Annotated in this window: 19 protein-coding genes; 4 read left to right on the top strand and 15 right to left on the bottom strand. The window is 71.3% G+C overall.

Annotation, left to right across the window (positions count from 1 at the left end):
* Positions 1-280: 280 nt before the first annotated feature.
* The 3 genes from Pen02_RS20560 to Pen02_RS20570 form a co-directional block, all read right to left on the bottom strand.
* On the bottom strand, positions 281-901 hold the full coding sequence (locus Pen02_RS20560) for a hypothetical protein (protein ID WP_203867702.1): 621 nt from the start codon (positions 899-901) through the stop codon (positions 281-283).
* Between the two features lie 734 nt (positions 902-1,635).
* Positions 1,636-2,154 carry an AAA family ATPase gene (locus Pen02_RS20565; protein WP_203867703.1) on the bottom strand — a complete coding sequence of 173 codons (519 nt, stop codon included), beginning with the start codon at positions 2,152-2,154 and terminating at the stop codon, positions 1,636-1,638.
* A 237-nt stretch (positions 2,155-2,391) separates the two neighbouring features.
* Positions 2,392-2,949 (bottom strand): dihydrofolate reductase family protein, encoded by a 558-nt coding sequence (locus tag Pen02_RS20570; protein WP_203867704.1) that lies wholly within the window; start codon positions 2,947-2,949, stop codon positions 2,392-2,394.
* 296 nt (positions 2,950-3,245) lie between these two features.
* Here Pen02_RS20570 and Pen02_RS20575 point away from each other — a divergent pair, with 296 nt between their 5' ends.
* Complete coding sequence (locus tag Pen02_RS20575; RefSeq protein ID WP_203867705.1) at positions 3,246-3,641, top strand: helix-turn-helix domain-containing protein; 396 nt, start codon at positions 3,246-3,248, stop codon at positions 3,639-3,641.
* A 206-nt stretch (positions 3,642-3,847) separates the two neighbouring features.
* On the top strand, positions 3,848-4,258 hold the full coding sequence (locus Pen02_RS20580) for a VOC family protein (protein ID WP_203867706.1): 411 nt from the start codon (positions 3,848-3,850) through the stop codon (positions 4,256-4,258).
* A 78-nt stretch (positions 4,259-4,336) separates the two neighbouring features.
* Here Pen02_RS20580 and Pen02_RS20585 read toward each other — a convergent pair whose 3' ends face one another.
* From Pen02_RS20585 to Pen02_RS20615, 7 genes are all read right to left on the bottom strand, one after another.
* Positions 4,337-5,629 carry a D-alanyl-D-alanine carboxypeptidase family protein gene (locus tag Pen02_RS20585; protein ID WP_203867707.1) on the bottom strand — a complete coding sequence of 431 codons (1,293 nt, stop codon included), beginning with the start codon at positions 5,627-5,629 and terminating at the stop codon, positions 4,337-4,339.
* A gap of 311 nt (positions 5,630-5,940) precedes the next feature.
* Complete coding sequence (gene bla / locus Pen02_RS20590) at positions 5,941-6,903, bottom strand: class A beta-lactamase (RefSeq protein WP_203867766.1); 963 nt, start codon at positions 6,901-6,903, stop codon at positions 5,941-5,943.
* 183 nt (positions 6,904-7,086) lie between these two features.
* Positions 7,087-7,842, bottom strand: a complete 756-nt coding sequence (locus Pen02_RS20595; RefSeq protein ID WP_203867708.1) for a LytR/AlgR family response regulator transcription factor — start codon at positions 7,840-7,842, stop codon at positions 7,087-7,089.
* Positions 7,843-7,852: 10 nt separating this feature from the next.
* Positions 7,853-9,031, bottom strand: a complete 1,179-nt coding sequence (locus tag Pen02_RS20600) for a sensor histidine kinase (RefSeq protein ID WP_372445640.1) — start codon at positions 9,029-9,031, stop codon at positions 7,853-7,855.
* Between the two features lie 121 nt (positions 9,032-9,152).
* Entirely contained in the window at positions 9,153-10,445 is a 1,293-nt protein-coding gene (locus Pen02_RS20605; protein ID WP_203867710.1) for a DUF4429 domain-containing protein, read from the bottom strand.
* A 153-nt stretch (positions 10,446-10,598) separates the two neighbouring features.
* Positions 10,599-12,167, bottom strand: a complete 1,569-nt coding sequence (locus tag Pen02_RS20610) for a sugar transferase (RefSeq protein WP_239141015.1) — start codon at positions 12,165-12,167, stop codon at positions 10,599-10,601.
* Positions 12,168-12,522: 355 nt separating this feature from the next.
* Positions 12,523-13,395: an Fpg/Nei family DNA glycosylase gene (locus Pen02_RS20615; RefSeq protein WP_203867711.1), complete on the bottom strand. Its 873-nt coding sequence runs from the start codon at positions 13,393-13,395 to the stop codon at positions 12,523-12,525.
* An 83-nt stretch (positions 13,396-13,478) separates the two neighbouring features.
* Here Pen02_RS20615 and Pen02_RS20620 point away from each other — a divergent pair, with 83 nt between their 5' ends.
* Positions 13,479-14,651: a glycosyltransferase family 4 protein gene (locus tag Pen02_RS20620; protein WP_203867712.1), complete on the top strand. Its 1,173-nt coding sequence runs from the start codon at positions 13,479-13,481 to the stop codon at positions 14,649-14,651.
* 150 nt (positions 14,652-14,801) lie between these two features.
* On the opposite strand, the gene Pen02_RS20625 is transcribed toward Pen02_RS20620, so the two are convergent.
* The 5 genes from Pen02_RS20625 to Pen02_RS20645 all read right to left on the bottom strand — a co-directional run bounded on the left by Pen02_RS20625 (position 14,802) and on the right by Pen02_RS20645 (position 18,753).
* The gene (locus tag Pen02_RS20625; protein ID WP_203867713.1) at positions 14,802-15,530 is read right to left on the bottom strand and encodes a CDP-alcohol phosphatidyltransferase family protein; all 729 of its coding nucleotides are present in this window, start codon (positions 15,528-15,530) and stop codon (positions 14,802-14,804) included.
* Positions 15,505-16,572, bottom strand: a complete 1,068-nt coding sequence (locus Pen02_RS20630; RefSeq protein WP_203867714.1) for an iron-containing alcohol dehydrogenase family protein — start codon at positions 16,570-16,572, stop codon at positions 15,505-15,507. The genes Pen02_RS20625 and Pen02_RS20630 overlap by 26 nt, the downstream gene beginning before the upstream one ends.
* Complete coding sequence (locus Pen02_RS20635) at positions 16,560-17,291, bottom strand: phosphocholine cytidylyltransferase family protein (protein ID WP_203867715.1); 732 nt, start codon at positions 17,289-17,291, stop codon at positions 16,560-16,562. The genes Pen02_RS20630 and Pen02_RS20635 overlap by 13 nt, the downstream gene beginning before the upstream one ends.
* Before the next feature lie 179 nt (positions 17,292-17,470).
* Positions 17,471-18,307 (bottom strand): winged helix DNA-binding protein, encoded by an 837-nt coding sequence (locus Pen02_RS20640; RefSeq protein WP_203867716.1) that lies wholly within the window; start codon positions 18,305-18,307, stop codon positions 17,471-17,473.
* Entirely contained in the window at positions 18,304-18,753 is a 450-nt protein-coding gene (locus tag Pen02_RS20645; protein ID WP_203867717.1) for an NUDIX hydrolase, read from the bottom strand. Before Pen02_RS20645 ends, Pen02_RS20640 begins: the two co-directional genes overlap by 4 nt.
* 113 nt (positions 18,754-18,866) lie before the next feature.
* On the opposite strand from Pen02_RS20645, the gene Pen02_RS20650 reads away from it, so the two are divergent.
* Positions 18,867-19,259 carry a CBS domain-containing protein gene (locus Pen02_RS20650; RefSeq protein WP_203867718.1) on the top strand — a complete coding sequence of 131 codons (393 nt, stop codon included), beginning with the start codon at positions 18,867-18,869 and terminating at the stop codon, positions 19,257-19,259.
* The last annotated feature ends 107 nt before the right edge of the window (positions 19,260-19,366 follow it).

The following is a 19,366-nucleotide window of genomic DNA, read 5'->3' on the forward strand; positions in this document are numbered from 1 at the left end:
GCACGCCCGGACGCCGCCGTCGTGGCTGCTGCACGGGGGTCGGAACTCGGGCAGCGACAGTCCGACCTGCACGGGTCGACGTGCCATTAGCGTGCCATTGAGCCAGGACAACCGGGGTCAACCGAGGCCGCTGGAGACCGCCGCGACTAGGGCGCCGGCTGGTCGGAGCCCAAACCTTCGACACTTCCCAAGCTGACAGTGCGGGTTCGATTCCCGTCACCCGCTCCAAGCCGAAGGCCCTGGTCAGAGGAACTTTCTGAGCTGGGCGTTCGTCCAGCGGCTACGCGGTTAGGCCGGGAGGATAGCCGCACCGCTGGGGGGAGCAGTCTGCCTCGTGGTCCCGGTACCACAGGCCGTTGTCCCGTTCGAGCATTCGGGCGGTCAGTGCGAGTCGACGTTGCCGCATCCGGGGCAGGGTCGATGGCAGCGCAATAAAGGTTTCCGGAAGCACAGCCACCATGTCCGTAATCTGCTCGCCATCGATCATGCGTAGCAGCACCCGGCATTGCCACCATGGGCGGTCGTCGTTGGGCCAGTAGTAGACGGCCGGGTCTGGGAAGAGGTAGTGGAGGGAATCGGGGTCCAGATGAGCCCGGAACCGGGGACTGCCGCTACCCAACCCGAGCCGTTCGCGGCCCGCCTCCTCGTACAGGGAGCAGATGCCGTCCCGGTCCAGTGACTTGAGCACCCGTGCCGAACGGGGAAGCGGCCGCTGGCCGGTCGGGGTGCTAACCGGCCAGCCGGACAGCACACGGATCCGTTGCCGGAAGGTCCAGGCGCTGTTGTCCTTGCGCGGTATCGGCAGCGGAGGAGGCGGCGTCCACCGGTACCCGGCCTTGGCGATGTGGCGCAGCATCCACTTCCGCCCTTGCGTCCCGGTCGTGTTCCAGGTCCAGCTCATCGGTCGATCCCGCATGGCTTGCTCCCGACGGCTGGGAGGGTCCGTGCGGGTGGGCCGCTGCCTGGTTCGCGGGCTAGGGGCCAAGGGCAGGTTGTGTGCCAGGTCTGCCAGGAACCGGATGTGCTCAAGGACTTCGTTGCTGGCAGCTTTCTCCGGGTTCCGTCGTGGCTGCCCGGCTAGGGCACGAATCTCTATCAGCGCGTGATAGGCCAGTAGGCCGGCTACCGTCCGGTCATCGACCTCTTCGGACCGTGACCAGAATGACTGAGCCCAGCCCCGTGAACGGACCGGATCCTGCTCCCCCACGGAGGCGTTCTCGTCTGGTGCCACAACGACATCATTGCTGGCCCGGGCGAGCGCCACGGAGGCAGCCCAGTCCTGCGGCTGGTCCCATCCGGTGAGCCTATGCACGTGCCCCCTACGTGCCCGTAGCGCCGGGAAGCCACGGGGAACCGTGGTCAACCACGGGCACCGTGACCAGGAGCGCAGCCCGCTGACCTTGGCCAGGACTGGCGCCCCAGCGAGTTCCCAAGCTGACAGTGCGGGTTCGATTCCCGTCACCCGCTCGGACAACGAAGGCCCAGGTCAGAGGACATTTCCTGACGCTGGGCCTTCGGCGATCTGATCCGGGGCCATGCCCCAGATGTGCCTCCGGCTTCGCGTGCCCTCCGTGCCCCTCCGTGCCCTCCGTCGTCCCGCTGGCCGGGTCGGCGGCGCCTGGCGGGTGGCGGGCCTCAACTCTTGACGGTCTTTGCGATCTGCAGGGCGGCCTGGCCGGGCGTGAGGTGGGTGGTCTCGATGAACTCGGCCTCGTCGCGTAGCCACGTGCGAGCGGCCTCCGCGTAGGGCTCGAGGTATTTGAGGCGGAACGGGGAGGGGATGGTGTGTTCCCCCGCGATACGCCGGCGGAGGGTGTCTTGGTCGGCGTGGAGGACGAAGTGCCTTACCGGGATGGCATGGTGGGCGAGGCCGGTGCTGATCTCGCGCCAGTACTGCTCGACCAGGACAGTCATGGGCATCACCAGAGTGCCGCCGGTGTAGTCGAGTACGCGGTGGGCGGTCTCGACGACGAGTTGCCGCCACGGTGGCCAGTGCTGGAAGTTGTCCGTCGCAGGTAGCCCCGGCGTGATGTCCATGAGTGTCTCGCCGACCTTCTCTGCGTCGAACACCCGTGAGTCCGGGATCAGTTGCTGCACGAGTGCACTGGTCGTCGTCTTCCCTGCGCCGTGGGTGCCGTTGAGCCACACGATCATGGGACCGACGCTACATGTGGCACGTCGCCCGGTAGGTCGACGTTCGATCCAATGCCACTCGAAACGCCATCCCGAACCGTCTCGGTCCAATTTGGAACCTCACAGTGCGGGTTCGACTCCCGTCAGCCGCTCCAACCCGAAGGCCCTGGTCAGGACATCAAGTCCCAGCCAGGGCCTTCGACGTTCCGACGACCCCGAGCGCCGGGTACGGCGCGGGCCGTACGCCGCCGGTGCGGCTCAGCGGGTCCGGTAGCGCGCGTAGATCAGTCCGCTGTCGAAGGCACGCTGCTCGACCAGATCGAGATCGAGGCGTACGCCGTCGGGGAAGAACCGCTTGCCGCCGCCGACCACGCTCGTGGTGATGAACAGGTGGTACTCGTCCACCAGGCCGGCCGCGATCGCCTGGGCCGCGAGGTTGGGGCCGTCGACGGTGAGGTCGTGATCAGCCTCGGCCTTGAGCTTGCGTACCGCGTCCGGGTCGAAGGTTCGCTCGATCCTGGTTTTGGCGCTGGACACCGACTCCAACGTCGTGGAGTACACGATCTTCTCTGCGGCCTGCCAGTCGCGGGCGTACTGCAGGATGTGCGGCGGCAGGTCGGGATCGGTGTGCGCGGTCTCCCAGTAGACCATCGTCTCGTACATCCGTCGGCCGTAGAGGTACGTGCCGACGGGGCGGAAGAGGTCGTTGATGAAGCTGTGCACCTCCTGGTCGTCGGCCCCGGTGCCGAGGCCGCCCTCTGCCGCCTCGGCGTAGCCGTCGAGTGAGGTGATCATCGAGTAGATGAGCTTTGCCATGCGTCTCCTCCGGGTACGACCGCGTCGGTCTGCCAGCGGTCCTGCAGGTTGTGACGTACGCACGATCCGAAACTCATCGATCGGCAGGCCGCCGGTTTCCGTCAACCGTCAGAGCCCGGACGGACTGCACCTCGGGCTGCCCGTTCAGCTCCACCGACCCGGCCAACGCGCATCACGCCCGGGTGGGCACCGCCTGTGCGGGGTCGTGCGGGATCGTCCCGTTCCCCGACGAGGGTGTCGAGCAGGGCGACCGTCCTCGTGTTTAGCAGGGCGGACGACCGTGGTGTGATGGTGTGGTGAGCCGTGCCGTGGAGGAGAGCAACCGGCGGATGCTCCGGGCGCGGGATGCGATGGACCGGGCGTACGCGCAGCCGCTGGACGTACCGGCGCTGGCGCGGATCGCGCACGTGTCGGAGGCGCACTTCACGCGTACCTTCCGGGCCACGTTCGGCGAGACGCCGCACCGCTACCTGCAACGGCGTCGGGTCGAGCGGGCGATGTTCCTGCTTCGGGAGACCGATCGCAGTGTGACCGACATCTGCTTCGGTGTCGGCTTCGGCAGCCTGGGAACCTTCAGCCGCACCTTCCGCGACATCGTCGGCAGCTCGCCGAGGACGTACCGGAAGGAGGCGGCACCGGCCGCGAACGTGCCGACCTGCTTCACGATGGCCTGGACCCGGCCGACCGGCTGACCGCCGCCGCGCCACCACCGCCCCCGCCACCCCGAACACGCGCCCAGGGCAGGCACCCACACAAGCCGCCCGAGACAAGCCGTCCCGCACCTCCGCCACCGACCGCCCCCAGCCGTCGACCGATGACCGCTGACCTGCTGATACAGCCCACCGACTCAGCAGTTTTGGATAAGTTTTCGGCCGGCTCGGCCCGTAGCGTCATGCACATGTTCAACGCCATCACGCACTCGCAGATTTTCGTCCTCGACCAGGACGAGGCCCTTGACTTCTACGTCGGCAAGCTCGGCCTGGAGGTCAACACCGACACCGACCTCGGCTTCATGCGCTGGCTGACCATCAATGTCCCCGGCGACCCGAACCGGCAGATCCTGCTGACGACGCCGGGGCCGCCGGCCCTGTCCGAGGAGACGGCGCAGCAGGTCCGCGAGCTGGTCACCAAGGGGGCGACCGGCGGCTGGCTGATCTTCAGCACCGACGACTGCCGCAAGACGTACGAGACGCTGCTGGGTCGGGGTGTCGAGTTCACCGAGGAGCCGACCGAGCGGCCGTACGGGATCGACTGCGGCCTGCGCGACCCGTTCGGTAACAGCATCCGCTTCACCCAGCCGAAGGCGTAACGGCGGCAATCAAACGCACAAACCGACGGACCCCGGTAGGAACGCGAGTTCCACCGGGGTCCCCGACGATCCATCCGCTCAGCGGTGTTGCCGGATTCGCTCCCAGTTGCTCGGCGGCTCCAGCCGTACCCCGGTGCGCAGTGTCCCGGCGACCGGTGCGCCGTCGCCGGCGACTGCGGTGACCTGGCCGTGTTCGGCTTCCGCCGGCAGCCGTTCCGGCACGGCCGGGATCTCGACGTCCAGTCGTACCCGCATGCCGGGCCAGCCGACGACGTGCAGGTCCTTGCCGGCGTGGATGGTGGTGCTGGTGTCCAGCGGTCCCTGCACGGTGGCGACCTGGTCACCGGTACGGACGATCGGATGTACCCCGATCGCGGCGGCGGCGGTACGGACCAGCGGGCGGGTCGCCTTGAACACGCGGTCCAGTTGTACCGGAGTGTTGGCGCCGGGCTGCCCGAGGACGGCGCCCACGATGGTGATCTTCCGGCCGCCTACCTTGACGACGGCGGCGAAGACGAGGCAGCCACCGGCCTCGTCGGTGGACCCGGTCTTGATCCCGACGACGCCGTCCCGGCCGACCAGTGAGTTGTAGTTCTTCACCACCCCGGCGACCGGCAGGGTGGCCTTCTTCTGCGCCACGATCTCCGCGAACGCCGGCAGTTTCATCGCCTCGCGGGCCAGGATCACCTGGTCGACGGCGGTGCTCACCGTGTCCGGGTCGAGTCCGGACGGGTCGGTGTAGTGGGTGTCCTTCATCCCGAGCTCTTCGGCGGTGGCGTTCATCTTCTCGACGAACGCCTCGACGCTGCCGGCGTCCCAGGCGGCGAGAATCCGGGCCATGTTGTTCGCCGACGGCAGCAGTACCGCCTGGAGCGCCTGGCGCTCGGTGAAGACCGCGCCCGCGACGACCGGTACCAGCGACTCGCCGCGGGCCTGCTCCGCCGGGTACGCCGCCGCCTGTGCCGCGCTGACCGTGAGCTTCGGACCCTGCTCACCCCGGTCGAGCGGGTGCTCCTTGAGGATGACGTACGCGGTCATCACCTTGGTCACACTGGCGATCGGCACCGCCTTGCGACCGCCCGAGGTGCCGAGCGAGCCCACCCCCTCGACCGAGAGCGCGGCCTGTCCGGTCTTCGGCCACGGGACCACCGGGGCCTTGCCGGGGATGGTCGCCGTGACGGGCAGGGTACGGGTGACGGCCGCCGCGGGCAGCGGATGGCGCAGCGGTTCGACCGCGAACAGTGCCGCGCCGGCCAGCAGCAGGATCAGCAGCCCGCTGACCAGCAGCCAGCGGGCGCGGCTCCGGGGTCGTTTCGGCGGTGGTGGTGGCGGCACAGGTTCGAGTACCTGGGTCGTCGCAGAGTCGAGCATCGTTGTCTGTCTCCCCGTGTGGCACGCCGGCCGGCGTTCCGGCGCGACCGGTGCGCTGATGTCGATCCCCGCTGGCGTGGGCGCTTCCGGCGGGCCGGCACCCGCGCACGCCGCGAAGTAGTGAATTGTCGCATCGCCGGTCAAGGCTCCGGGTGCATCCGCGTCCCCGGCGGCGCTGCCAGGGACACGCCGGACGGCGCTCCACCCGCGTCCCGGCAGCACCCCCGGGCACGCGGAACGGCAGCCCATCCGGCTCAGGTGAGAGTGGCGACCTCAGGTGAGGGTGGCGACCTCAGGTGAGGGTGGCGACCTCAGGTGAGGGTGGCGACCACGTACGCGGCGGCCTCGGCGATGAGGGCCTGCTGGTACTCGGCATTCCTGCTGGCCTTGCTCGACATGATCGCGACGACCAGCGGGGCGGAGTCCGGAGGCCAGACGACGGCTATGTCGTTGATCGTGCCGTAGCTTCCGGTTCCGGTCTTGTCGGCCACCCGCCACCCCTTCGGCACGCCGGCCCGGACCCGCTTCGGGGCGACGCTTGTGGCGTTGCGTTCCAGCAGGTCCCGAAGGAAGTCGCGCTTCTCGGGCGGCAGCGCGTCGCCCAGCACGATCTTCTGGTAGTTGGTACCGAACGCCCGGGGCGAGGTGGTGTCCCGGGGATCTCCCGGCGTCGCCTGCGTGATCGCCGGCTCGGTCCGGTCCATCCGGGTGACCGTGTCACCCAGGCTGCGGACGTACGCGGTCAGTTCGGCCGGGCCGCCCAGGTCGCGGAGCAGGAGATTTCCGGCCGTACCGTCGCTGTGCCGGACCGCCGCGTCACAGAGTTGCCGGATCGTCATCCCCTTGCCTACGTTCCGTCGGGCGATGACGGCGTTATCCAGCAGATCGCCGCTGCCGTACCTGACGACGGTGTCCAGATGGGACAGCGGATTCCGGTCCAGCACCGCCGCTGCCGCCAGTCCCTTGAACGTCGAACAGAACGCGAACCGTTCGTCCGCCCGGTGGGCGACGACCGCACCGGTGCCGGTGGCCAGGGCGTACACCCCGAGTCGGGCGTCGAACTCGCGTTCCAGCCGGGCCAGGCGATCGTGACGTCCGCTGACCGTGGCCGTCGGTGCGGCGGTGGTCGGCGGCGGGGTGGTCTGGGCCGTCGCGGTGGTGGGCGAAGGATGCGGAGCGGCGGCTGTGGGCCCCTTCCCGCAGCCGGCCAACGCGGCGAGCGCGGCAGTTCCGAGCAGGGTCCGGCGAGTGACGACCGGATGCGATGACACCATTGTTCCCCCGTTGCTGACCGTCGGTGATCCGTTGACTTCCGTCGCCGAGAGGCCGGAGAGCGCGGCGCGGGCCGGCCGGCCCCGGACCTGCCCGAGCGCCGCTAGCTCGCCGCCCGCGCCGCCGACCTCGACGCCCGGCAGCACCCCTGATCGGGGTACGTCGGCAGCCCGCCGGCGCAGCCGTCAGCGGTTCCAGTCCTGCTTGGCGGCCCGGACGAGCTTGTCCTTCAACTCCCGGGTGTGCCGGCGGCTGACCGGCAGTTCGGTGTCGTCGACCACCACCACGTACCCGGAGTTGGCCAGCCGCAGTTCGGCGATGAGCCGGAGTTGCACGAGGTAGGACCGGTGGATCCGAACGAACCCCGCGTCCGCCCAGCGTTCGGCGAGGGTGGCCAGCGGCACCCGGACCAGATGTGAGCCGTCCGAGGTGTGCAGCCGGGCGTAGTCGCCCTGCGCCTCGACCCAGCGTACGGCGGAGCGGGGCAGCATCCGGGTGGTGCCGGCCAGCTCGACCGGGATCGTCGGGTCGGGTTCGGCCCGGGCCAGTGCCGCCGGATGGGTGGGTACCACCCGGGAGCCGACCACCCGGCGCAGCGACTCGGCCAGCCGTTCGGCCCGGACCGGCTTGCGTACGTAGTCGGTGGCGCCGAGGTCGAAGGCGTCGACCGCCCCGTCGTCGTACGCGGTGACGAAGACGATCGCGGGTGGCCGGGCGAACCGGCGGAGTACCCGGGCCAGTTCCATCCCGTCGAGCCCCGGCATCCGGATGTCCAGGAAGACCACGTCGACGTCGGCGTCCCGGAGCACCCGCAGCGCCTCGGTCGCGTCCCCGGCGGTGTGCAGCCGGGACACCCGTGGATCGGCCCGCAGGTGGTACGCCAGCTCGTCGAGCGCCGGTGGCTCGTCGTCGACCGCCAGGACGCGCAGGAAACCGGTCACGGATCAGCCCTCACGCGCTCGCCCGGACATGACGGTGGAACTTCGGTATCCGCATGCTCACCTTCGTACCCGATCCGAGGCCCGTCTCGACGACCAGGCCGAACTGGTCGCCGAAGACCGACCGGAGTCGTTCGTCCACGTTGGAGAGACCGACGTGCTGGCCGGAGTCGTCCGCCGGGTCGGCGGCGGCCTCGGCGATGCCGGCGGCCAGCACCGCCGGGTCCATCCCGACCCCGTCGTCCTCGACCGTGATGTGGCACTCGGCCCCGGCGTCCCGGGCCTCGATGCTGACCATCCCCACCCCGGGCTTGCGGGACAGCCCGTGCCGGACGGCGTTCTCGACCAGCGGTTGCAGGCAGAGGAACGGCAGGCTGACCGGCAGCACCTCCGGGGCGATCTGCAACTTCACCTGGAGCCGGTCGCCGAACCGGGCCCGCTCGATGGTCAGGTAGCGGTCGATCGAGCGCAGTTCCTCGGCGAGCGTGGTGAACTCGCCGTGCGCCCGGAAGGAGTACCGGGTGAACTCGGCGAACTCGAGGATCAGTTCCCGGGCCCGTTCCGGGTCGGTCCGGACGAACGAGCCGATCGCGGTCAGCGCGTTGTAGATGAAATGCGGGCTGATCTGGGCGCGCAGCGCGCGTACCTCGGCGCGGGCCAGCCGCTCCCGGGACGAGTCGAGTTCGGCGAGCGCGAGCTGGGCGCCGGCCCAGTGTGCGGTCTCCAGAGCGGCCTGCACCAGGCCGGGCGCGGGCTGGTCGTCGGCGATCGCCACCAGCGCCACGGTCGCCCGGCCGTCGGGGCTGGTCAGCGGCGCGATCACGGCACCGCGTACCGGGCAGTCGACCCGGTCGCAGCGCAGCTCCGACTCGCCGAGCACCGCCGACCGGCGGGTCTTGATGGTGCCGCCGGCGGCGGCGAGGAGCTGCTCGCCGTGGTGACCGCCGCGCCCGTCGAGGGCCAGCAACCGGTCCCGGTCGGCCAGCGCGAGTCCGGCGGAGCCGACCAGGGTACGCAGATGGCGTACCGCCTTCGCCGCACCGGCCGGGGTCAGGCCGGCGCGCAGTGGCTCGGCGGCCAGCCCGGCGGTGTGCAGCACGTCGTAGGTGGCCCGTTGGGTGGCGGTGGCGATGCCCTGCCGGGCGCGCAGCCGGACGACGGCGAAGAGGGCAGCACCCAACGCACTGATCATCGCCACCACGGCGACCGCCGTGGACAGGTTCGGCCACCCCACGCAGAGATCCTGACGGCTTACCGCTCGTTCGCCAAGCGATCGAACGGTCCGGGTACGCCCGGCACGCCGCCGACGAGCCTCACCACCTGTCCAGGATCTCCCGCTTCTTCGCCTCGTAGTCCTGATCGGTGATCAGCCCCTCGGCGCGCAGCCGGGCCAACTCCCGGAGCTGGTTCGGCGCGTCGATCCCGGGTGCGGGCGGCCCGACTGGGCCGGCCTGGGCCGGAAGTCCCGGCTGCGGCGGCGGATAGCCGGCCGGCAGCGGTGGTCCGGCCGGATGCGGTGCTGGATAGCCAGTCGGCAGTGGCGGTCCAGGCGGATGCGGTGCTGGATAGCCGGCCGGCAGTGGCGGTCCAGGCGGAGGTGTCGGTGCTGGCGGAGGCTGGCGGACCTTGCCCACCGGCTGCCCGGGGGCCGGCACCGGTGCCGGCCATCCCAGCGCCGGCCAGCCCGCCGGAGCGTTGCCGGGCAGCAACGTCGGATCGACCACCCGGGGCCGGGTGATCCGCGCCGCCACCTGGGTGGCGAGTTCCTCGGCCAGCCCCTCCTCCTTGCCGGTGACGAACTCGAAGGCGTCGGGGTCGTTCTCCGGCTTCGGCGGCAGGTAGCTGGCCGGCAGCCCGGCCAGGACGAACCGGAGGTACCCCAGCCGGAGCCCCGGCGGGTTCGGCACGAACTCCACCGCCGCGATCGCGGTGAGCGGGATCCATCTCCGGCTGCCCCGGTGCCGGCCTCGCCTGACCTCCAGCAGCACACCGTTCTCGTCCAGCGTGGCCGTTGTCGAGGCGGTCACCACCTGGACGAACAACTCACCCGGCGGCGGCGGGGGCAGCCCCGGCACCCGGGCCTGCGGTGGCAGCAGCCCCGGGTCCGGTGTCCGGGGCTCCGACCTGATCCGCTCGTCGAGCTCGGCCACCAGGGCGTCCAGTTCCGGCTCCTTGAGGTACCCGAGCTGGAGCGCGTTCACGTCGAACGCCGGCGGTCGGGGCCGGTAGTCCGCCGCTTCGCCGGCCAGCCGCAGCCGGAGGTACTTCCGGGGTTGGAACTCCACGGCGGCGATGGCGGGAAGACCGATCCGGCGCGGGCTGCGTACCCGCTTGATCTGCTGGGTTGTCCACTTCTGCTCGAAGGTGAGTAGGACCGCGTCCCGGTCCAGCGTCACGCTGCCGTCCGCGCCCGCGAATGTGAGGCGCAGCGGCGCGATGCCGAGGTCCCGTACGACGGCGTCCGCCTCCCCGACCGTGGCCGCCGCCCAGATTCCGGCGATCCGCTGCTCGAAGCCGGCCAGTTCGAGGCGGTTGGCGCTGAGGAGCTGGTGCAGTGCCTCGGAGTAGTGCTGCCGTTCCCGCTCCGTCAGTGGCCGGTTCGTCACGTAGCCTCCCCGGATCGTCGCCGTGGTGACGCTGCGCGGGAGTGTATCGATCAGATGCTCGGCGCCCGGGTGCCCGAGCGCCGCCGGGTCGGCCCGGCCGGTGGTGCGTCGGTGGTGGCGGCGGTCGCCGGCCGGAGTGCGCTGGCCGGCGGCTCAGTACGCGCCCTTGCGGGCGAGCACCACCCCGACGGTGCGCCAGAGGATGCTCAGGTCGTACGCCAGCGACCAGTTGTCGACGTAGTAGAGGTCCAGCCGGACCGCCTCGTCCCAGGAAAGGTCGGAGCGGCCGGAGACCTGCCACAGCCCGGTGATGCCGGGCCGGACCAGCAGCCGGCGTCGTACGTCGCCGAGGAAGTCGCCGTCGTCGGCGGGCAGCGGGCGGGGTCCGACGAGGGACATCTCGCCCCACAGCACGTTGATCAACTGCGGCAGCTCGTCGAGCGAGCTGGCCCGGAGGAACCGCCCGGCCGCGAAGACCCGGGGATCCTCCTTGATCTTGAACAGCATGCCGTCGGTCTCGTTCTGGTCGACCAGGCTGGCGAGGCGCTGCTCGGCGTCGACGTACATGGTGCGGAACTTCCAGACCCGGAAGGTCCGGCCCTCGTGCCCGACCCGGGGCTGCCGGAAGAAGACCGGCCCGGGGTCGGAGATCCGGATCGCGACCGCGATCGCGACGAAGAGCGGGACCAGCAGCAGCAGCCCCAGCCCGGCGGCGAACCGGTCGAGCAGGTTCTTGGCCAGCAGCGCCGGGCCGGAGAGCGTCGGCTCCTCGACGTGCAGCAGCGGCAGACCCTCGATCGGCCGGATGTGCACCCGGGGGCCGGCGATGTCGGTGAGCTGCGGTGCCACGATCAGGTCGACGCCGGAGCCCTCCAACTGCCAGGCCAGCCGGCGCAGCTCGCCCGGCTCGGTGCTGGCCGACCCGCAGACCGCGATGGTGTCGCCGCCGACCTCGCGGACCAGCGAGAGGATGTCCCGGCCGGCGTAGACCGGGATCGGCGTCTCGATGCCCCGGGCCGCCGCGTAACCGTCGGTGAGGTGGATCGCCACCGGGATGAGGCCGGCGGCCGGGCTGCGGCTGATCGCCGTGTGCACCTCCAGCGCCTCCGGCAGGGTGCCGACCAGCACGATCCGCTGCGCGGCCTGGCCGGACCGCCGACGCACGGTGTGCAGGACCAGCCGGGCGGCGGAGCGGGCCAGCAGGACCAGCAGCAGCGTGCCGAGCAGCGCGGTGCCGACGGTCCACCGGGACAGGTCGGTCTTGGTGGCGAAGGCGAGGAAGGAGACGCTGGCCGCGACCGCGACACCGGCCCGGGTGACCCGCTTGAACTCGTCCGTGCCGAGCCCCAGGTAGCGGCGGTCGTACGCGCCGTTGGCCCAGAGCACGATCAGCCAGCCGAGCGGCAGCAGCGCATATGACACGGTGTGGAACCAGGTGGGGTCCTTGTCCGCGTCGGTGAAGCCGGCCGCCGCCTGGTCCCACCACTGGATCGCGATCCAGCTCGCCAGCACCGCCGCCCCGAAGTCGAGCAGCAGCAGGATGGCGATGTACGGCCGGTGCCAGCGGGACATCCGCCGCCGCGCCCGCGCCCACGCCGAACGGGGTACCCCGTTCGTCTGCGGAGCGGTCGGTGGCTGGATCTCGAAGCTGTCGACGTGACGCAGAGTACTCGGTCGGCCGCTGCCTACCGGGCGCTGGAGGCTTGTCGTCACCTCACCCACGTCCTCCCGCGTGACACGTGCCGCCCATTTGCCGTAAGGGCTCGGGTCGCCCACCGTCTCAGTCTCTCCCATGCAGGCCCAACGGGGACGCCGACCCGAGGGACAGTACGCCGCCCGCCCCGCCGGCCACGAGAGCCGGGGCCGCCCACAGCGGAGTCGCAGACCGGGGTCACTATACCGACGGATCAGGGCGGCGGTAGAGCCCGGCGGTGGCCGGTTTCTTGCCCACTGGGCGTTTTTGACCCGGTGTACGAGCCGGGATCACTTAACGTACAAGCAGAATTGCTCAACCTACAAACACGACCACGCAGGAGCGAACCCCGATCACGCAGCGCGCGGGCACGGCGTTGCGGGGTCAGCGGACCAGCCGGGAGAGCCGGCGGTCGGCGAGCGGCTTGCCGCCGGTCTGACATTTCGGACAGTACTGGAGGCTGGAGTCGGCGAAGGACACCTCACGGATCGTGTCGCCGCAGACCGGACAGGGCAGCGCGGTCCGGGCGTGCACCCGCAACCCGGCCCGTTTCTCCCCCTTCAACTCGGCCGCCCGCTGCCCCAGCGACCGCGCCACCGCATCGCCGAGCACCTGCCGGGTCGCCTCGTGGAGCGTCGCCATCTGCTCGTCGGTGAGCCGGTTCGTCAGCGCGAACGGCGACAGCTTCGCGGTGTGCAGGATCTCGTCCGAGTACGCGTTGCCGACCCCGGCCAGCACCTCCTGGTCGGTCAGCACCCCCTTCACCTGGCCCCGTCGACTCCGCAGCCGCTCGGCGAAGGTGCTCAGGTCGGCGGCGAGCGCGTCGGGCCCGAGCCGGGACACCCCGGGTACCTGCGCCGGATCGGTCACCAGGTAGACGGCGAGGCTCTTCTGCGTACCGGCCTCGGTCAGGTCGAAACCGGACCCGTCGTCGAGGCGTACCCGCAGCGCGATCGGGCCCTTGCCCGGTTTCAGCGGCAGGGTCGAGTTGAACGCCTCCCGGTAGTGCAGCCAGCCGGCCCGGGCCAGGTGCGTCACCAGGTGCAGGTCGGGTACGCCGTCACCGGCCAGCGTCACGTCGAGGAACTTGCCGTGCCGGCCCGCCGCCACGACCTCCCGCCCGGACGCCGCCGACGGCGCAGGGTCGTACGTCTTCAGGGCGCTGATCGCCGCGACCTCGATCCGGTCGACGCGCAGGCCGACCGCCCGCTCGCGCAGGTAGCCGGCGAGGGCCTCCACCTCAGGTAACTCGGGCACGGGATAAACGGTAGCGTTCAATCCCGGCCACGCGCAGGACGCGCGGACGGGGAGGACGCGATCATGGAGGAGGGACGACCGGCGTGCAGGTGATCGTCGCGCACAACCGGTACCGCGAGGCGCAGCCGTCCGGCGAGAACACCATCGTCGACCAGGAGATCACCCAGCTCCGGGCGGCGGGGGTGACAGTCCATCCCTTCCTGCGCAGTTCCGACGAGATCGCGGAGTTCTCGCCGACGGCCAAGGCGCTGCTGCCGATCTCGCCGATCTACGCGCCAAAGGCGCAACAGGAGCTGAGCCGACTGATCACCGAACACCGGCCGGACGTTCTGCACCTGCACAACCCGTACCCGCTGCTCTCGCCCTGGGTGGTCCGGACCGCGCACAGGCACGGGGTGCCGGTGGTGCAGACGGTGCACAACTACCGGCAGGTCTGCTCCTCCGGGCTCTACTTCCGGGACGGCCGGATCTGCCAGGACTGCCGGGGCCGGGCGCTCGGCGTGCCGGCGATCGTGCACCGCTGCTACCGGGGCTCCCGGGCACAGAGCGCGCTGATGGCGACGACGCTGGCCGTACACCGGCCGACCTGGCGCTCGGTGGACCGCTACATCGCGCTCACCTCCGGGATCGCCGCGCACCTGCGCGACTACGGCATCCCGGACGAGCGGATCGTGGTCAAGCCGAACGCGATCCCGGACCCGGGCCCGCCGCCACCGCTCGGCGACGGCTTCCTGTTCTTCGGCCGGCTCTCCCCGGAGAAGGGGGTCGGGCTGCTGCTCGACGCCTGGCGCCGGCATCCGGTGGGCGCGCTCGGGCCGCTGCGCATCGCCGGGGACGGCGAACTGCGCCCGCTGGCCGAGGCGGCTGCCGCCGAACGCGCCGACGTCGAGTTCCTCGGCCCGCTGGACCGGCCCGGGGTGGCCGCCGCACTCCGGGCCACCGCCGTTGTGCTGGCCGTACCGACCTGGCACGACGTACTGCCGACGGTGGTGATCGAGGCGCTGGCCGCCGGGCGTCCGGTGCTGGGTACGGCGCTCGGCGGAATTCCGTATCTCGTCGGCGCGGACGACCCGGCCGGGGCGGCGGGCTGGCTCGTCCGGCCGGACGCCGCCGACCTGGCCGCCGCGCTGCCGGCGGCCCGGAGCGCCGCCGCCGGGGTCGCCCCGCTGGCCCGCGCCCGCTACGAGCGCACCTTCCACCCCGACGTGGTCACCAAGCAACTCCTGGACGTGTACGCCGGGATGGCCCGGCGCTGACCGGTCCGCCGCCACCCCGGCCGACGGATCGCGGCCGGGGTGCGCGGAGCGGGACGGCGGTCAGCCCCGTGCACCGGGGTGGCGGTCAGCCTTGCGCGCGCAACGGCGGTCGGGTCTCGCGCGGGATGGCGCGGAGGTGGAGCGGACGGGTCAGCGGAGCGAGGCGCGGGCCGAGAAGGCGATGCTGGCCAGCAGGAAGCCGCCGTTGACGAGGGTGAACGCGGCGATCAGCCAGGTCGTCCACTCCGGCACCAGGGCGAGTACCAGCCCGGCCAGGAAGATCACCGCGCCGTAGTCCCGGATCAGCTTCACCAGGCGTACCGGCAGCGAAGTCGAGGTGACCATGCTGGCCGCGTTCGGGCCGGCGGCCATCACCGAGGTCACCAGGTTGACCATCCAGGTACCGGCAAACGCCGCGACCAGCCAGATCGGCGCCGACGGCCGCTGTGCCACCGCCGTCGCCGACAGCGCGGTGACCAGGGCGATCTGGGCCGCCACGTCACAGAGCACGTCCACCCGGGCACCGGCCGGGCTGCCCTGCCCGGTAACCCGGGCGAGCTGACCGTCCGCACAGTCGAGGGCGTACGCGACCTGCCAGCCGACCAGCGCGACCAGCCCGACCACCCAGGCCGGTACGTCTCCGGCGGCGACCGGCTCGGCCAGGGTCACCACGGTCACCGAGACCGCCAGCCCGAGCACCAGGTTGCCCATGGTCAGCGCCGTGGGCGGCAGCCCCATCCGGTGCGCGGCCAGGGCCAGTGCCGCACCGATCCGCTGGCTGATCGCCTCGCTGAACAGGCCACCGCCCCGGTTGACCCGGTAGAAGTCTGCGGCGGTGGGCGGGGACACCAGGTCAGCCGAGATGTTCACGGAGTGCATCGATGTAGTTTGCCAGCCGTTCACCGATCTGGGCAGGAGGCAGGTCGAGGTGTTCCAGAACGGTGTACCGGTCCGGCCGGGTGTTCGGTGCATAGTGGACGGCCGCCACGAACTCCTCGTCGGATATCCCCAGTTCGGCCGGGGTGGTGGGCAGGCCGTGCCGGTGCAGGCAGCTCGCGAGTTGGCCGAACCGTTCGAGGTCGCCGCGCAGGAAGGTGCAGAACAGCGCGCCGAGCCCGACCTGCTCGCCGTGCGACCCCGTACCCGGGTTGAGCCGGTCCAGCGCGTGCGAGATCTCGTGGCAGCCGCCGCTGACCGGCCGGGTCGAGCCGCAGATCGAGGAGGCGATACCGCCCAGGATCAGCGCCTCGGCCAGCGTGGTCAGGAAGGCGTCGTCAGTGATCTTGCCAGGGTGGTTGAGCAGTGCCTCGGCGCCCGAGCGGGCCAGCGTGACGGCGAGCCCGTCGATCGGCTCCTGGCGTACCCGATGGGCCAGTTCCCAGTCCGCGACCGCGCTCAGGTTGCTCAGCGCGTCCCCGATGCCGGCCTGGGTCTGCCGGTCCGGGCCGTTCTCCACGAAATCGAGGTCGACCACGATGGCGATCGGGATGTGCACCCCGTAGGAGCCCTTGCCGCCGTCGTGGTCCAGCGAGGCGGTCGGCGAGGCGATGCCGTCGTGCGCCAGGCTGGTCGCCACGGTCACCATCGGAATGCCGTACCGGGACGCGGCCCACTTCGCGGTGTCGATGGTCTTGCCGCCGCCGATCCCGACCACCGCGTCGTAGGAGCGGCGGTGCAGGTTGTCGCCGAGTTCCTGGGCGGCGTCCAGGGTGCCGCCGGTGACGGTGAAGACGTCGGCGTTGCCGAGACCGGGCCGGCACAACTCGGCGATCCGCTCGCCCTGCCCGGGGCCGACCACCACCGCCACCTCGCCGCCGGCCGAGATGCGCCGGTCGGCGAGCAGCGCGCCGAGGTCCGCGACCGCGCCGCGGCGCACGTCGATGACCAGCGGGGTGTTGACGGTACGGGCTAGTAGTGGCATGCGATCTCCCGGGCTCGGGCCAGGTCCTCGTGGTTGTCGACCTCGACCCACGGCAGGTCGCCGATCGGTGCTGCCCGCACCTCCCCGCCGCGCTCCGCGAACTCCTGGTAGCCGTCCTCGTAGTAGAGGTTCGGGTCGCGCCGCCAGGTCGCTTCGAGGGCGTCGGCCAGTTCATCGGCGACCCGGGACTCGATCAGGGTCGCCCCGATGTACTCCCCGTACGCCTGCGCCGGGTCCATCAGCTTGCTGATCCGGGTGAGCTGGCCGGAGTCGTCGAAGATCGTCTTCATCTCCTCGTCGGCGAGCTTCTTGACGGTGTCGACCGCGAGCAGGATGCCCGGGCCGCGCCGCGCGAGCAGGGTCTTCTCCACGTCGACCGGGTGCACGGTGTCGCCGTTGACCAGCAGCGCGCCCTGGGCGAAGTGCTCCCGGGCCAGCCAGAGCGAGTACGCGTTGTTCCACTCCTCGGCCTTGTCGTTGTGCACCAGGCTGAGCTTCACGCCGTACCGGTCCTGGAGGGCGGACTGCCGGGACTCGACCGCCTCGGCCGCGTACCCGACCACCACTGTCACGTCGGTGAGCCCGACCTCGGCCAGGTTGCGCAGCGCGATGTCGAGGATCGTCGTCTCGCCGTCGACCGGAATGAGCGCCTTGGGCAGGGTGTCCGTGTACGGCCGCAGCCGGCGACCCGCCCCCGCGGCCAGTACCACACCGATCATCCCCGGGTCCTTCCTCGCGACACGTCCAACGCAGGGAGGATAGCGCTGCGTGTCAGGAGTACGAATTCCCGGCAAACAGCCGGCCAACCCATGTCGATGGAACGCATCGTGAACGGGTGGAAACCGCCCGTCAGGACAGGGACCGGACCACCGGTGCCGGGGAGGGGACGCCGGCCTGGTCAGCCGGGCAGCGCGGCCAGGTCGGCGAGCAGGAGCAGCCGCTCCGGCGGCTCCAGTACGGCGTACGGCCCGGCGGCCCGGCGGTCCGTCTCCAACTCGATGGCGAGCCGCTCCGGCCCCGCAGCGAGTTCGACGATGCTCCGTGCGGTGTGCCCGGCGGCCTGCCACGCCGCAGCGTGCGCGTCCGCCCGGTGGTACCGCAGCACGCCGAGCCGGTTGAGCAGCAGTACGCCCGGCGGGGTCCCGTCCGGCTCGTACGGCGGTGCCATCGCCGCGAACGCCCGGCCGTCGACCGGCCCCTCGACCGGGCCGCCGCAGTCGACCGGTGCCGGCGGCAGGTGACCGTGCCCGGGTGTCGGTGCCGGGGCGGGACGCAGTTCGTCGAGTGCGGCCGAGAGCAGCCGGCCGAGGGTACCGACGAGCCGGCGTACCCGTTCGGGGTGTGCCGCCCAGATCTCCCCGGTCACCCCGGCGTGCAGCGTGGCGAGCTCGGCCAGGAAGGCCCGGCCGCGTTCGGTGGCCGAGATCGCGCCGTCCGGCCGCCGGTGCAGCATGCCGTGCGCGACCTGCTTGTCCAGCACCCGCTGGCACTCGACCGGGTCGCCGTAGCGGAGCAGGGCGGCCAGCCCGGTGTTGTCGACGGTCCCGCCCGGGGTCGCCAGCCTGGTCCGGAAGTCGACCAGGAAGCCGGTCGCCGCCGGTCCGCCGTAGCTCTGCACCAGTTCGGCGCCGCCCCGCGCGCGGGCGGTCGCCATCACCGCGCGGAAAACCCGGTCGACGGCCGGCCAGACCAGTGCGGCGGCCTGGTGCGGCGCGAGCGGGACCGGGTCGTTCACAGGCCGATCAGATGCAGGGCGCGGAAGCCGTCCTCCGCGATCCGCCGGATCAGCCCGTCGTTGACGTCGCGGTGCTCGTCGAGTACCGCGACCTCGTCCTCGCGGAGCCAGCGGAACTCGGTGTGCTTGCCCGGCTCCAGCCGGGGACGGGCCAGGTCGCCGTCGACCCGGACGAGGAAGTCGGTCTCGATCCGGTCGATGCCGTCGTCGGGCGTGTAGCGGTATTCGCCGACGGTGCCCAGCACCAGCGAGACGGTCCAGCCGGTCTCCTCGGTGACCTCGCGGAACAGCGCCTCCTCGACCGTCTCGCCCGGTTCGAGATGACCGCCGACGATGTCCCAGGTGTTGGGAAAGAGCTTCCGGTCGGGGGACCGCCGCTGGAAGAAGATCCGGCCCTCGTCGTCGACGATCAGGGCTCCGGCGCAGCGTAGGGGCTCTGTGGACACGGGTCGAGACTAGCCACCCCGGTCCCGTACCCCACATTGCCGGCTTGTACTTCCCCGGGTGAGCGTCCAGTCTGTCCGTAACCGGTGTCCCCGTCCCAAGGATGTGATGAGTGATGCGGGTACGTGAAGCGATGTCCGGCAATGTCCTGGTGGTCGGCCCGGAGCACACGCTCCGGCAGGCCGCCGGAATGATGGCCGAGCGGGGTGTCGGCTCGGCGGTGGTCATCGACCCCGACTCCGAGGGGGTCGGCATCATGACCGAACGCGACGTGTTGAAAGCCGTCGGCGCCGGCCTCGACGTCGACGTCGAGCGGACCGCCGCGCACCTGACCTGGGACGTGGTCTACGCCGGGCCGGACTGGAGCGTGCACGAGGCGGCCGAGGCGATGTCCCGGGGCGGTTTCCGGCACCTGGTGGTGCTCGACGGCAGCGAGGTGGTCGGGATGATCTCGGTCCGGGACATCGTCCGGGTCTGGGTGGGCGCCCCGGCGGTCGCCTCGATCTGATCCACGGTGCCGGGGCCGGTCCGGTGGCCGGCCCCGCCGCCAGCCGGTCAGCCGGGTGCCGGATCGGTACCGGCCGGGGCGAAACGCCCGGCGGACGGGTATGGCCT

The sequence above is a fragment of the Plantactinospora endophytica genome (assembly GCF_016862915.1).
Taxonomy (GTDB): Bacteria; Actinomycetota; Actinomycetes; order Mycobacteriales; family Micromonosporaceae; genus Plantactinospora; species Plantactinospora endophytica.

What these genes read in the sequence shown, in the direction of transcription:
- Pen02_RS20560 (WP_203867702.1), bottom strand. Translation starts at nt 901, where the DNA reads ATGAGCTGGACCTGGAACACGACCGGGACGCAAGGGCGGAAGTGGATG.
- Pen02_RS20565 (WP_203867703.1), bottom strand. Translation starts at nt 2,154, where the DNA reads ATGATCGTGTGGCTCAACGGCACCCACGGCGCAGGGAAGACGACGACC.
- Pen02_RS20570 (WP_203867704.1), bottom strand. Translation starts at nt 2,949, where the DNA reads ATGGCAAAGCTCATCTACTCGATGATCACCTCACTCGACGGCTACGCC.
- Pen02_RS20580 (WP_203867706.1), top strand. Translation starts at nt 3,848, where the DNA reads ATGTTCAACGCCATCACGCACTCGCAGATTTTCGTCCTCGACCAGGAC.
- Pen02_RS20585 (WP_203867707.1), bottom strand. Translation starts at nt 5,629, where the DNA reads ATGCTCGACTCTGCGACGACCCAGGTACTCGAACCTGTGCCGCCACCA.
- bla (WP_203867766.1), bottom strand. Translation starts at nt 6,903, where the DNA reads ATGGTGTCATCGCATCCGGTCGTCACTCGCCGGACCCTGCTCGGAACT.
- Pen02_RS20600 (WP_372445640.1), bottom strand. Translation starts at nt 9,031, where the DNA reads ATGATCAGTGCGTTGGGTGCTGCCCTCTTCGCCGTCGTCCGGCTGCGC.
- Pen02_RS20625 (WP_203867713.1), bottom strand. Translation starts at nt 15,530, where the DNA reads ATGCACTCCGTGAACATCTCGGCTGACCTGGTGTCCCCGCCCACCGCC.
- Pen02_RS20630 (WP_203867714.1), bottom strand. Translation starts at nt 16,572, where the DNA reads ATGCCACTACTAGCCCGTACCGTCAACACCCCGCTGGTCATCGACGTG.
- Pen02_RS20635 (WP_203867715.1), bottom strand. Translation starts at nt 17,291, where the DNA reads ATGATCGGTGTGGTACTGGCCGCGGGGGCGGGTCGCCGGCTGCGGCCG.
- Pen02_RS20650 (WP_203867718.1), top strand. Translation starts at nt 18,867, where the DNA reads ATGCGGGTACGTGAAGCGATGTCCGGCAATGTCCTGGTGGTCGGCCCG.